Origin of the sequence: Rhizobium sp. CF142 (assembly GCF_000281145.1) — a bacterium.
In the GTDB taxonomy this organism is placed as follows: domain Bacteria; phylum Pseudomonadota; class Alphaproteobacteria; order Rhizobiales; family Rhizobiaceae; genus Rhizobium.
The window spans coordinates 50056-62408 of record NZ_AJWE01000007.1 but is presented as its reverse complement, the minus strand read 5'-3'; the positions used below and the strand labels follow the sequence as shown (position 1 = coordinate 62408).

At 58.3% G+C, this 12353-nt stretch carries 11 protein-coding genes and 1 pseudogene; 4 read left to right on the top strand and 8 right to left on the bottom strand.

Features of this window, described 5'->3' with window-relative positions; genetic code table 11:
* Positions 1-103: 103 nt before the first annotated feature.
* Entirely contained in the window at positions 104-1141 is a 1038-nt protein-coding gene (locus PMI11_RS01140; RefSeq protein WP_007812421.1) for an aldo/keto reductase, read from the top strand.
* A gap of 455 nt (positions 1142-1596) precedes the next feature.
* On the opposite strand, the gene PMI11_RS01135 is transcribed toward PMI11_RS01140, so the two are convergent.
* Together PMI11_RS01135 and PMI11_RS01130 are read right to left on the bottom strand one after the other, a co-directional pair.
* Positions 1597-2790, bottom strand: coding sequence for a (R)-mandelonitrile lyase (locus tag PMI11_RS01135; protein WP_007812420.1), 1194 nt, complete (start codon positions 2788-2790; stop codon positions 1597-1599).
* A 134-nt stretch (positions 2791-2924) separates the two neighbouring features.
* Positions 2925-3665, bottom strand: a pseudogene (locus tag PMI11_RS01130) (SDR family oxidoreductase).
* A gap of 218 nt (positions 3666-3883) precedes the next feature.
* On the opposite strand from PMI11_RS01130, the gene PMI11_RS01125 reads away from it, so the two are divergent.
* The 3 genes from PMI11_RS01125 (at position 3884) to PMI11_RS01115 (ending at position 5824) form a co-directional block, all read left to right on the top strand.
* A complete protein-coding gene (locus PMI11_RS01125; protein ID WP_007812413.1) occupies positions 3884-4777 on the top strand; it encodes a LysR family transcriptional regulator in 894 nt (297 codons plus the stop codon).
* A 254-nt stretch (positions 4778-5031) separates the two neighbouring features.
* Positions 5032-5220: a hypothetical protein gene (locus tag PMI11_RS01120; protein WP_162137067.1), complete on the top strand. Its 189-nt coding sequence runs from the start codon at positions 5032-5034 to the stop codon at positions 5218-5220.
* Positions 5221-5338: 118 nt separating this feature from the next.
* Positions 5339-5824, top strand: coding sequence for a cytochrome P460 family protein (locus PMI11_RS01115; RefSeq protein ID WP_007812409.1), 486 nt, complete (start codon positions 5339-5341; stop codon positions 5822-5824).
* Between the two features lie 7 nt (positions 5825-5831).
* Here the strand turns inward: PMI11_RS01115 and PMI11_RS37180 are convergent, their stop codons facing one another.
* The 6 genes from PMI11_RS37180 to PMI11_RS01085 all read right to left on the bottom strand — a co-directional run bounded on the left by PMI11_RS37180 (position 5832) and on the right by PMI11_RS01085 (position 12338).
* Positions 5832-5987, bottom strand: a complete 156-nt coding sequence (locus tag PMI11_RS37180) for a hypothetical protein (RefSeq protein ID WP_157179572.1) — start codon at positions 5985-5987, stop codon at positions 5832-5834.
* 909 nt (positions 5988-6896) lie between these two features.
* Positions 6897-7814, bottom strand: coding sequence for a TolB family protein (locus PMI11_RS01105; protein WP_007812405.1), 918 nt, complete (start codon positions 7812-7814; stop codon positions 6897-6899).
* 436 nt (positions 7815-8250) lie between these two features.
* Positions 8251-9138, bottom strand: a complete 888-nt coding sequence (locus PMI11_RS01100; RefSeq protein WP_007812402.1) for a carbohydrate ABC transporter permease — start codon at positions 9136-9138, stop codon at positions 8251-8253.
* Positions 9139-9183: 45 nt separating this feature from the next.
* On the bottom strand, positions 9184-10332 hold the full coding sequence (locus PMI11_RS01095) for an ABC transporter substrate-binding protein (RefSeq protein ID WP_157179570.1): 1149 nt from the start codon (positions 10330-10332) through the stop codon (positions 9184-9186).
* A gap of 133 nt (positions 10333-10465) precedes the next feature.
* Positions 10466-11635: a Gfo/Idh/MocA family protein gene (locus PMI11_RS01090; RefSeq protein WP_007812399.1), complete on the bottom strand. Its 1170-nt coding sequence runs from the start codon at positions 11633-11635 to the stop codon at positions 10466-10468.
* Positions 11636-11645: 10 nt separating this feature from the next.
* Complete coding sequence (locus PMI11_RS01085; protein ID WP_051034523.1) at positions 11646-12338, bottom strand: sugar phosphate isomerase/epimerase family protein; 693 nt, start codon at positions 12336-12338, stop codon at positions 11646-11648.
* Positions 12339-12353 lie beyond the last annotated feature (15 nt).

Here is a 12353-nt window from a genome sequence, read left to right as displayed (position 1 = left end):
ATTGAGGCATGATATCGCAAGAAGGTGCCTTTTGACACGTGTCTCGTCGAAAATGAATGCAAAAACCTGTGCCTTATTCGCAACGTGATCGAGGAGAAACGGCTTGGAATATCGTCAGTTAGGTAGAACGGGCCTTAAGGTTTCAACACTGGCACTCGGTACGGTTGCATGGCGAACCGATATGGCGCGAGGAAGCGGCTCGCACGTCGCCCCGACCGATGCAGGCAGAATCCTCGACGCCTGTCTCGATGCTGGCATTAACCTGGTCGACACTGCCGATGTCTACGGGGACGGTCAGTCAGAGACTCTGATCGGACAAGTTCTCGGCAAGCGCCGTCCCAGCGTCTTGCTCGCGACCAAGGTCCGTTTCAGCCGCTCCGGGGGGCCGAACGACGCCGGGCTTTCGCGGCGCCAGATCATCACCGCGTGCGAGGCCAGCTTGAAGCGTCTTAAGACGGACTGGATCGATCTCTACCAGGTGCATGGCTGGGACGGATTGACCCCACTTGAGGAAACGCTCGATGCTTTAAATCGCTTGGTCGAGGCAGGCAAGGTTCGCTATATCGGGTGTTCGAACTACTCCGGCTGGCACCTCATGAAGTCACTCTGGGTCGCCGATCGCAATGGTCATCGGCGCTTCGAAAGCCAGCAGATTCATTACACCCTGTTCTCTCGCGAGGCTGAACAGGAGCTGCTGCCCATCGGATTGGACCAAGGGGTGGGCGTCCTCGTCTGGAGTCCGCTGGCGACCGGTCTGCTCAGCGGAAAGATAGACCGATCGTCAGCTGATCTGAATACTTGGCGCGAACCACCAGCCCCGGACACGAACCGCCTTTTTAGAATCCTGGATGTAGTTCGCGCTATTGCAACGCATCATAGCGCCACCGTCGCGCAGGTCGCGCAAGCCTGGCTGCTAAATAGACGAGTTGTAACATCGGTGATTATTGGCCCGCGAACATTTGCAGAGTGCCTCGACAGTATCGGTTCCACTGCGCTGACTTTGAGTGCACACGAATGCGCGCGGCTCGACGATGCCAGCGCGACGCCACTCGGATATCCCTATTGGCACCAGGCTGCAACGGTGGCGGATCGGCTCTCTGTTGCTGATCTTTTGCTACTTTCACCGCATCTCAGTCGCTGACGAGGAATTCTTTGCCCGCTTACCGGACATCCCAATTTTGCAGAGATCCCAATGATTTTCTGCAGCCGCCTCGTGTGTCGGCACATGTATCCTCCGTGTGTCACGAACGGGCGCACCGTCTTTCTGCCAAGGTCGTGCACCCGAAGGAACGACCGTGTCACAGGAGGCACGGTCGTGCCCCATATCGGGAAGCCAAGATAGATCTCGTCGTATCAGGAAAAGATTCTCGACCATTTGCTCCAGCGGCGGCAGGAATCCGTCCGCGGTCCCCTGCCGAGCTTGCGCGACCGTCTGCTCGTAATCCTCAGGATAAGGCTTTCAAGGCATGATCTCAAAGATGGCCGAAGCCTTAGCTCCCGCCATCGCTAGACCTGCGGCCGCCAAAGGTCAAGAAACGATCAGGTTTCTTCGTTTGATCGGCGTCTGCATTACGCTTCTCCCACTCGCTACATTCGTTATTCGGTGTCGGGATCCTTGCGGTAATCCTCTACCGAAACCTTCTCCATCCAATTGACGCTATTCCCATCGACAGCTTCGGAAACTGCGAAATGCACCATTGGCTCGTCAGGAGAAGCGCCGTGCCAGTGCTTCACCATCGGCGGGATCCACACGACGTCGCCCGGTTCGATTACCTCGATCGGACCACCCTCCTTCTGGACATATCCACGACCGGAGACGACGAACAAGGTCTGACCCAGCGGGTGCGTGTGCCAGGCGGTGTGTGCACCCGCCTCGAATGACACCGTGGCTCCGCCGATGCGCGCACCACCGTCGCCTTTGTACGCGGCAGAAACCTGGACTGAACCTGTAAACCGCGCGGCAGGACCCGCCACAGGGTCGGAGCCCCGCCTGACGATCTTCAAGTCGCCACCAGCCTGGCCGGCGGATGCGCGTCGCGTTTCAAGCACGTTCTTAAGAACTGGAACCGCCGACATGGCGCGGGGCCAACCCGCATAGAAGCCAACGTGGGTGACGACTTCCGCTGCCTCCTCCGACGTCAGGCCGCTGTCGAGAGCTCGATTGGCGTGAAATGCGAACTGGTCTGGCTGCCCCATCGCGACGAGTGCGGACATCGTGACCAGACTTCTGTCGCGGGCCGACAGGTCAGGCCTGAGCCATAGATCGCCGAACAGCGCCCGGTTGGTCAGTTCGGCCAATGCCGGAGCGGTCGATGCGACGCTGGCTTCCACCGAAGCGACGCGGGCAGCTTCCGTTGCGGGATCGAGCCGAATCCTTTCATCGCTGCTGTCCGTGACAGGTGCTATCTTCAGTTCGTCGAAAACCTTTTTCACCTCGGTCACGGCGGACATGGCATTGGGCCATCCCGAGTAGAATGCGAGGTGTGTCACGACTTCACCGACTTCAACAGGCTCGACGCCGTTCTCGAGCGCACGCTTCACGTGATTTGCGAGAACATGACCCTTCCCGGTTGAAATCAGTGCGGATATCGTCACCAGACTGCGGTCACGAGGCGTGAGATCCTTGCGTTTCCAGAACTCTCCGAACAGAACATCGTCGGTAAAATGTCCCAGCCCAGGCGCGATGTCGTAGACTGCTGGAGGGGCCACGCGTGGATTTTTCTCTGCCTCTGCCTCTGCCCCTGTTGCTGCGAAGGCCGAAATGGCGATGCTGGCTGCTAGGTTCTTCACGAGTCTTTCTCCTTTTGAACTGACGACAGGCCGGACGTAGGTGCTGCGGTCGGAAACATTAGATGTCCCGGACCGCAAAGGCCTATGAACCTCATTCATGAAAAGAAGCAGCTCTGACTACCGCTCCTCCCTGGTCAGAGCTGCTGCGCTGTGGGCCGGTACAGGATTTCGTTGATGTCGACGTCGTCAGGTTGGCTGATCGCGAAGACGACACAACGAGCGAAGCTGTCTGCAGGGATTGCGAAGTTATCGCAGAAGTCTTTGACACCGGCGGCGATGTCCGATTCGCTGATATGATCCGGAAGCTCGGTCTTGATAGCGCCCGGAGAGATGATCGTGCTTCTGATATTAAAGGGCTTGACCTCCTGGCGGAGGCCTTCGGAAATCACGCGCACCGCATGCTTCGTGGCAGAATAGACCACACCACCTGGGCGGACGAGATGCCCTGCGACGGACGAAGTGTTGATGATGTGCCCGCTCTTCTGTCTCTGCATTTACGGAAGAGCGGCAGCGATTCCATAAAGGACGCCCTTGAGATTCACGTCCACCATCCGGTCCCAGTCGTCGACTTTAAGCCGTTCAAGCGGCGAATGCGGCATCAGGCCGGCGTTGTTGAGCAGGACGTCAACGCGGCCATGAGCGGCCACCGCGTGAGCAAGAAGATCTTCAACCTGTTGACGTTGCGTAACGTCAACCTGGAAGATTTCGTTGCCGTTCAGAGAAAGCTCTGCTGCGAGCTCCTTGAGCCTGCTGACACGTCGGGCACCTAGAACGAGCTTCGCGCCTTCCCTTGCGAGATGCCGAGCAGTCTCAGCCCCCAGGCCGCTGCTGGCACCGGTGATGACGACCACCTTGTCTTTGATGTTGCTTGTCATTCCTAGAATTCCATTGTTGTTGTTCGCCGCGCCAAGGGGCTGTCCGGACACTAGGATCGACAAGCCTGATGGACGTCGTTCCACGGGTGAATGAAGGCTGGCGGTTGTTCCAGGTCCAACCTGAACGGCATCCGCCAGCCAGTGAGTGCAAATTGGTGCTGGTCGATTAGTGGGATTAGATGCTAAGAACCGCATGAACCTATACTAAGGATTCATAAATGAAGCGGGACGAACTCGGCGACCTCGTCGCCTTTCTAACTGTCGCAGAAGAACGAAGTTTCACGCGCGCGGCTGCGCAGCTTGCCACCTCTCAGTCCGCGCTAAGCCACACCGTCCGCCGCCTGGAAGACCGTATGGGCGTCCGCCTGCTGACCCGCACGACACGCAGCGTAGTACCGACGGAGGCCGGCGAACAGTTGGTCGAGACCCTCCGCCCCGCGTTTAACGACATACGAAACCGGATCGACGCGCTAGGCGCCATGCGCAGCTCGCCGGGCGGCACGATACGCATCACATCGATACGGCACGCGGCTGAGACCATTCTTATGCCGGCGGCCAAGCGGCTCATGAAGGCCTATCCGGACATCAACGTCGAACTCTCGGTCGACAACAGGCTCATCGACCTGGTCGCGGAGAGGTTCGACGCCGGTGTCCGGCTCGGCGAGCGGGTCGAAAAGGATATGATCGCTCTGAAGATTGGGCCTGACATGCGAATGCTCGTGGTCGGCTCGCCCGACTATTTCGAGAGCAACCCCAGACCCAGCTCACCGCACGACCTCACCAACCATCGATGCATAAACCTGCGACTTCCCACGCTCGGAGGTCTCTACGCGTGGGAGTTCGAGAAGGATGGAAAGCCGCTCAACGTCCGCGTTGGAGGCCAGTTCATCTGCGACGACGTCGCAATGATCATCGATGCGGCACTCGAAGGGTTCGGACTAACCTGTCTCCCAGACGATTACCTGCTCCCATACATCAAGGAAGGAAAGCTGATCCCAGTCCTGGAGGATTGGTCCCCGCCCTTCCCAGGCTACCATCTGTATTACCCGACCAGACGGCTCGCTTCTCCAGCCTTCTCCCTGCTGGTCGATGCACTGCGCAATCGGATTTAATCCATCACCTTTAGTTCATTCCCACGTGATCGATGCCGGCGGTTGACGCAGCGTGCCGCATACCATTGTTTTGCTTTGTAAATTTGACGCCAACTGCATTGATGATCCGAAAATATAAAGCTTATCTTATTCAGCTCTCTAATTCCCCACTCGCCTAGCCCTTACTGTTTGCGCAGTCGACGCGTCGGACCGCGGCATCCTTCCCACGGGTCAGCCGCATAGGCTGTCGATGGAGCATACAGGTGCAGATCAAAATGAAGTTCATTGCACTCGCAGCAGGGGTCGCTTTCGTCGCTAGCGGCGCAGTCGCAGCCGATTACGGCAACAAGCCTTTTACGCTTGCTTATGACGGCGCGATTACCGAAAACGTCGCGGGCGAGGACGCGACCCACTCGAAACTTGCTGGGTACCCCAGTACGTGGACAGCGCCATGGGCAAGCTGAACCCCTTCTTCGGTCGCACGCTCGAAAGCCCACGCGGCTGATGCGCGAGAGTCGAGACGCCGGTCATGACCGGCCTCACCTTCCCCTAATTCGCCGACTTTGGCGTCCCGGAGAACAGATGAAGCTGTTTATCAAGCATGCACTATGCGCCGTCGCAGTGATCGGGTCGGCCACATTCGTCGCCTGGCAGGTTCATGCCGAAACCAACCGCGTAAAGTTTCCTACGAACCTCGACGAACTGGTGCACTACACCGGCCGCGAGCGTGGCGACTCCGTCACTCATATCAAGGCGACGCAGACCCTTATAGACACGGTCAAGGCTGGAAAGCCTGTCCCTCCCGGCTCCCAGTTTGTTCTGATCGACTACCGTGATGGGAAGCTCTATCGCTATTTCGTGATGGAAAAAGGCGTCAACTGGGGCGCCGACTACGACGAAGCGAGGCGAACGGGCGACTGGCAGTTCCAGTGGTTCTGGGCGGACGGATCCGTCAACACGGCGGAAAACACAAGCCGCTGCCAGTCGTGCCACCAAGGGGTCGGCGACCGGGACTTCCTATTCACAGCCAGCGAGATCGAGGCTTTCCACGGAACGCCCGTGAACTGAGTCACAATCAGCACGTTTTCCCTTCGTCTCCCGATCGATGCTTGCGCGACATGCCTTCTTCTCCTCGCGCCAGCATATTAATTGGCTCGGCGACACGTTCCATGAAGTCGGCGGCTTCGCGCTTGCGGCGCTGGCCGTTTGTCACAATATCTTGAACCGCCATTGGTGGTCATCGGCGGTAAAAAGTCGGTTCAGGGGCGGTTGCGCTCGCCTATTACCTGATCAATCTCGCGTTCCTGCTTGCCGTGGTGACTCTCCTTTCGACGAGCGTCATTATCTCCCGCCTGCTCGGGGCGTTCTTACCGTTCAACGGTGGCTTTAATGCCCCGCAGATCCATATCGCGGTAGCGTACTGGATGCTGGTGATCGTTTCCCTGCATATCGGCTATCGCTGGACGGTAGTCGCATGTCGTACGCCATCTGCTCGACATCAGTTCCGACAATCAGTTCAGGAGACTGCTGCTCAAAGCTCTCGCAATTGTGATCGCAATCTTTGGGTCGCGCAGCAGCATGGACCTGGGATTCAGGGACAGGCTACTGATGAAAGTCTCGATGGATTTCTGGGACTTCAATGAGTCCACCGTTGGCTTCTTCCTGCGCATCGCCGCAATCATCGGACTTTATGCATGCGCGGCGCACCACGGATCTTTCCTGATGCGTCGGATCATCCTGAGGATCAGCCCCTTCAATCGCGATGCTCGATCTCCCGCTACGCGTTTACATTCGCGCAGGTGGTGCTCTGCGTGGGCATCCCCTACCTTCAGTGCCGCCTGGCGTCGGACGCATGGCGCCACGTCGATAAGCCCACCCAGGAGGCGTCCATCGGATGGCGTTACCCTAAAGGCGAAACACTGACCGCGCGCGTCCAGACCAGCCTGCATTACCGCCCTTCCGTCGGTCCCGTCGCAGATTGACGCATGGTTCTTACCTGGAGGTGGCTCTGGAAACGAATGGAAGCCCGTCAAGTGTCAGTTCTGCGTCCCAGGCCTTGTCCTGAGCCTCGACGTCGAACTAGCGGTCAAGCGTCTTATCTAGGAGCGATTCGGAGCGCCATCATTGTCGGTCGACCTTATCAAGGGAGTCGAAGGCACGAGGGGGCGGTGCAGAAAGGAAACATCACAAACGCAATAGAGCGACTATCAGGCGACCAGCTGTTGACGTTGATTGTTCCTTGACCCCCGTTGAACCGGGCCAGGTCGCGTTTGCCTCCTCCTGAAATCTGCATGAGTCGTAGGATCACATCGCAGTCAGCGGGGTGACCAGTCGTGTCGGGCGGATAGCTCAGATAGACGATGTTTTTGCCATCGGGCGAGATGTGGGGAAACCAATTGACGCGTTCGTCGCTGGTCAATTGCGAAAGACGGGAGCCATCGCGTGCCATCCGAAAGATCTGGGCGTGGCCTGGCCTGCGCGCGGCGCGCTCCGAGTTGAAATAGATCCACTTTCCGTCGGGGGCGAATTCTGGTCCATCACAAGGCTCCGCCATGTCAGTCAGCCGGCGATCCAAACCGCCATCGGCAGGGATTGTGAATATATTGGCGCGCGTCCGGGTCCCATCTTTTTCTAAGGCTACGAAAGCAAGTTCTCGACCATCCGGCGATATACCGTGAAGGTAGTAGTGAAATGGTGCCGCATGAGCGTTGGAGATCCGCACCGGATTCCCTCCGGCGACAGGAACGCGATATAAATGGCCGTCGTCGGAACTCAAATATAAGAACCGACCGTCCGGCGACACAACATGATCATTGTTGAGATCTTGAAGAGGCCCAGTGTCGATCCGCTGAGGTTCACCGCCGGAGAGGGATAGCTTCCAGATTTCCCCCCCAGCATTGAAGACCAACGTTTTTCCATCCGGCATCCAATTCGGAGCCTCGATCAGAAACTCGGTCGAGTATACGAGGCGCGACGCCCCCCCGTCGACGTCGAGAACCCTCAGCTCCGAGCGCTGCCCCACGGCGAGTTCTCGGCCATACGGCCTTGGAAGAAACATGAGCAACTATCTCCATGCAAAAATGAGATGGGCACAAATGGGTCGCTCGCTCGGCAAAGGCTTAGGGTGTCAAACCGACGTCAACACCCAGACTGCCTTCCGTCTGAAAATGCCACGCCGACGACGCCACCCACCCATCGTCAATGATCCGAACACGGCGTCGCCCGCATCTGGGGGATGGCGTGAACGGCTTAGGTAGGGGTCCGAGGGCGTGAGATTGCCCGCCGGATTGCGCTTTCCATGGCCGCAAGAAGACCCGCACTCGCGCCGTTGCGCGTAGTTAGATCTGTTCATCGAAAGGAATAAACCGCGAGACGTTCTGACCTTCCACCACCAGAGGCGGACGGCTGTTCGTTCAAAGCGGTTGCTTGCGCAGATGCGCAATAAATCACGGGTCCCTTGATCGGTTTATTTCATCTGTTGTTGGATCCTCAGGTCAGCGCTTTGGCGGACGCATGTAGACTGCGTAAATCCATGGCGCGAGTGCGGCCGTTACTGCAAGCAGCATCACCGTCGCGCCTGCAGCGGAAAGGCCAATATTTGCCCGGACGAAGAGGAAATCCATTATGAACTTCGCCGGCACGTCTGTAGCGGTGCCTGGCCCCCCATTCGTCATTGCCACGACGAGGTCGTAGGATTTGACCACGCCGATACCGAGCAACACCGTCGCGGTAATAACGACCGGGCTCAGAATCGGCAGGATGATCGACACGTAGGCACGCCAGGTCGGAATGCCATCGACCCTTATCGCTTTCCAGAGGTCGCCGTCGATCCCCCGCAGGCCGGCGAGCATTAGCGCCATAACCAAGCCGGCGGATTGCCATACCGCAGCCAGGACCAGAGCGTAGATCGCCATATCGGGATCGACGACCCAGTCGAACCTGAAGGACGTCCACCCCAGGTCGTTAACGGCCTTCTGAATTCCGAGCGTCGGATTCATCATCCATTGCCATACGACGCCAGTGACGATGAACGACAGCGAGTATGGGTAGAGATAGATCGTCCGGAAGGTCGATTCGAAGCGGATCTTCTGATCGAGGGAAACGGCCATCAGAAATCCGATGACCATGCATGCGACGATGAAGAGCACGCCGAAAACGAACATGTTCTCGATGGATTGCAGCCAGCGCGTAGTATTGAAAAGGCGTTCGTATTGCGAAAGGCCGACAAAACTCGCCACCGGGACGAGACGCGAATTCGTAAACGATATGCCAATCGTAAATATGATTGTGCCGATATAGGCAATGATGACTATGATCCAACTCGGCCAGAGGGTCATGCCTGCAGCGGTGAGCTTCGCGGTCCTGGCTTTTGCTACGGGCATGGGGTTCCCTTCGGCGCTATCTAGGAGATCGTATGACGCCGGCGCTTAGCCGGCGGTGGACCGGATTGCCTGTCGCATGGTCTCAATGAACATGTCGGCAGTCATGTCCGGCGTGTTCCAATACTGGGAGATCGCGTCCATGATCGACCCGTAGCGGTCCGCCGACATGGAGATCTCCGGACCGGCGACCAGGACCCCGGCTGCCCGGGTTGCGGCCTGCCCTTTCGCCGAGCAAACATCTGTCGCTGCATTCTCCGCATCGATGCGGGCCGGCAGGCCCCCCTTGACCTTGTTAAATTCGACCTGGACCGCGGGAGACATGATCGTCGACGAGAGTAGCTTCTGGGCCGCCTCCAGCCCCTTGCCGCCGGGCAGCACGAAGACGTCGGATATCATGACGTAGTTTTCGTTGCCGCCAAGCCCGAGGAAACAATCAAAGTCGACACCCGGCTTCTGGCCGGCCGCGACGAATTCGCTCTTCGCCCAGTCACCCATGAACTGCATGCCTGCCTTGCCCTGGATCACCATGGCTGCGGCATCGTTCCACTTCCGTCCGGGTGCGCCGGGATCGATATAATTGGTAAGCTTTTTGAAATCCTCGGAAAATTCCTTGAATTCCGGTGTGGTGAGAACCGCCTCGTCGCCTTTAATAAAAATTCCCTCGTAAAGATCGCGGTTTCCGCGGAACATCATCACGGTGTAGAAAAGCTCCAGCTCCTGCCAGGACTCGCCGCCATGGGCGATCGGAACGAACCCGGCAGCCTTCAGCTTGTCCAGCATCGGGAAAAAGTCGTCCCATTTCGTCGGCATTTCCACCCCTGCCTTGGCGAAAGCTGCCTTGGACGTGAAGACCCAGCTCTCTGATTGGACGTCGATGGGCAGGCCGAAGATCTTGCCTTCGTAGGTGATTGCCTCGCGCAGCGAGGACGGCAGGGCGTCGGCCCATTTCTGTTCGCTGGCGTAGCCGGACAGGTCGGCGAGATAGCCTTGCTGGGCGAGATCCTGGAACTGCGTTCCGGCGTTGAACATCAGCGCCGCGGGAGGATTGCCATTCAGGATAGCGGTGGTGCCTGCTGCAATCGCACTGTCATAGTCAGGCACGGCGTTGTCGACCCACTGTCCGCCCGCCTTGCTGTAAGCATCAGACAGGACTTTCATCGCCGCCGCTTCCGAACCTGAGGTCAACCAGTGCATGACTTCCGCCTTGACAGGTTCTGCCCGTACAGGGGACGTGGCAAGAATTGCGGCTGCACAGAAGGCAAGATATGCTGTCACTCGCTTGGACATTTCAGTTCCCCTTTTTTGCTGGTCAAATGCTTCGCTTTTCCTATGAGACAATTGCGCTGCAGACGTCTGCTCCGCTGCCGCTCATGAGAGCGGTGGCGCCGTCCATGGTCAGGATTTCCGGGCGCTCGCAAGTGCTTGACACGATGACTGCCCGATGCGACCGGGCGGCCTCTTCCAGCGCGAGCAGAACTTCAAGCGTGTGGAAGCCCAGTTCCGCTGAGCAACGGTGTGCAACGCCCCACTTCAGGCTGCTGGCCATGTCTGCCATACCAAGCCCACGATAGCAGCTATAGGGAAGCTGTCCGTTCCAGAGACGGTTGTCGGCCCCAAAAGGCATGCCCGAGGTATCAATCTCGGTGAAGTCGCCACCGCGCCCGCAATAGGCGACGACACCACCGAAGCCGTTTGGATCCGGTACCCGCAGCGATCCTTCCGCGCCATGCAGTTCGATCGGTCGTAGATCCGAGGACCAGACGTCCCAGCTGGCAAGGAACGGAATGTCGACACCCGAATGGAAGCTCAACAAGGCGTTCAGCGTCGTGAAGGTCTCGACCTTGATCGACCTTCCTTTCATCGGCCCTTCTGCGGTGACGATGCGCTCGGTATTTCCGATGCTACCGACGGCCTGCACCTGCCTTATGGGGCCAAGCAATTGGACGAGGGCACTAATGTAATAGGGGCCGAGGTCGAGGACTGGACCACCACCTTGCTTGAAGAAGAATTCAGGGCTGGGATGCCAGTCTTCCATGCCATGCGACAATACCGCCGCGAGACCGTTGACCACCTTTCCGATCCGGCCCTCATCGACAAGGCGACGCGCGATTTGCAGCCCGGGACCGAGTACGGTGTCGGGTGCCATTCCGACGCGCAGCCCCCGTTCTTCCGCAGCTTCAAGCATGGCCCGGCCCTGGGACAGGCTGACTGCCATAGGTTTTTCGCTGAAGACATGCTTTCCGGCCTCAATGGCGCGCAGCGATATTTCCGCATGGGCTGCCGGCACCGTCAGGTTGAGAACGATATCGATATCGTCACGGGCGAGAAGCGCATCGACCGATAGGGCTTGGAGCCCGAACGTTTCCGCCCTGGCTGCGGCCGCTTCAGGCCGAAGATCGGCGCAGGCCGTGTAGCAAAGATCGCGAAACAGCGACCTGTTGCCGAGATAGGTATCCGAAATATTGCCGCAGCCTATGATTCCAACCTTCAGGGTCATGATCTTCTCCTCACGCCGACGCGATGCGCCTCACGGTCGCGGCGCTATCGCGCGCGAAACCGAGCCAATCTGCCGGATTGTCATGCTCAATGACGGTGAGCCGTGCGGCGGTCGATGAGACGACTGGCCAAAGGGCATTCCAGTCGATCACTCCCTTACCAATGTCCGTCCAGCCATCCTGATCCAGATTTTCGCCTTGCGGCGCGATATCCTTGATGTGCACCGCGACGATGCGGTCGCTGTAGCGCGTCATCCAGGCAACCGGATCCTCACCCGCCTGGATGAGCCAGGCGACATCGATTTCAAAGCCGACGTCGTTTCCTTCGAACATATGCTCAATGGGGTAAGAGCCATCGGGCAATGCAACGAACTCGAAATCGTGGTTGTGCCAGGCAAAGAGAAGCCCGCTGTCTGCAAGGCGCGCAGAAACTGCCGACAGCCGGCGACTGAGCGCCTTCCAGCCTGAAGCGTCCATAGGACGATCTTTCGGATCAAGCCAGGGGGCAACAATGATCGACATGCCGAGCACTTGAGCGATTGATATCGCCTTTTCCGGATCCGCCTCCAGCACGGCAAGCGAAAAATGGCCGCTGATCGCCGTCAGACTATTGCCGATGAGAAGAGCGGCGAAAGCCTCCGGATCCGCATAGAGGTCATCATAAGGCTCAACATTCGTATATGACAGGGCCGCCAGTTCGCTCAACTGCTTACCTATCGG

Coding starts and splice junctions, on each gene's coding strand:
- PMI11_RS01095 (WP_157179570.1), bottom strand. CDS start 10,332: ATGCACTGGTTGACCTCAGGTTCGGAAGCGGCGGCGATGAAAGTCCTG.
- PMI11_RS01115 (WP_007812409.1), top strand. CDS start 5,339: ATGAAGCTGTTTATCAAGCATGCACTATGCGCCGTCGCAGTGATCGGG.
- PMI11_RS01105 (WP_007812405.1), bottom strand. CDS start 7,814: ATGTTTCTTCCAAGGCCGTATGGCCGAGAACTCGCCGTGGGGCAGCGC.
- PMI11_RS01100 (WP_007812402.1), bottom strand. CDS start 9,138: ATGCCCGTAGCAAAAGCCAGGACCGCGAAGCTCACCGCTGCAGGCATG.
- PMI11_RS01120 (WP_162137067.1), top strand. CDS start 5,032: ATGAAGTTCATTGCACTCGCAGCAGGGGTCGCTTTCGTCGCTAGCGGC.
- PMI11_RS01125 (WP_007812413.1), top strand. CDS start 3,884: ATGAAGCGGGACGAACTCGGCGACCTCGTCGCCTTTCTAACTGTCGCA.
- PMI11_RS37180 (WP_157179572.1), bottom strand. CDS start 5,987: ATGGCGGTTCAAGATATTGTGACAAACGGCCAGCGCCGCAAGCGCGAA.
- PMI11_RS01090 (WP_007812399.1), bottom strand. CDS start 11,635: ATGACCCTGAAGGTTGGAATCATAGGCTGCGGCAATATTTCGGATACC.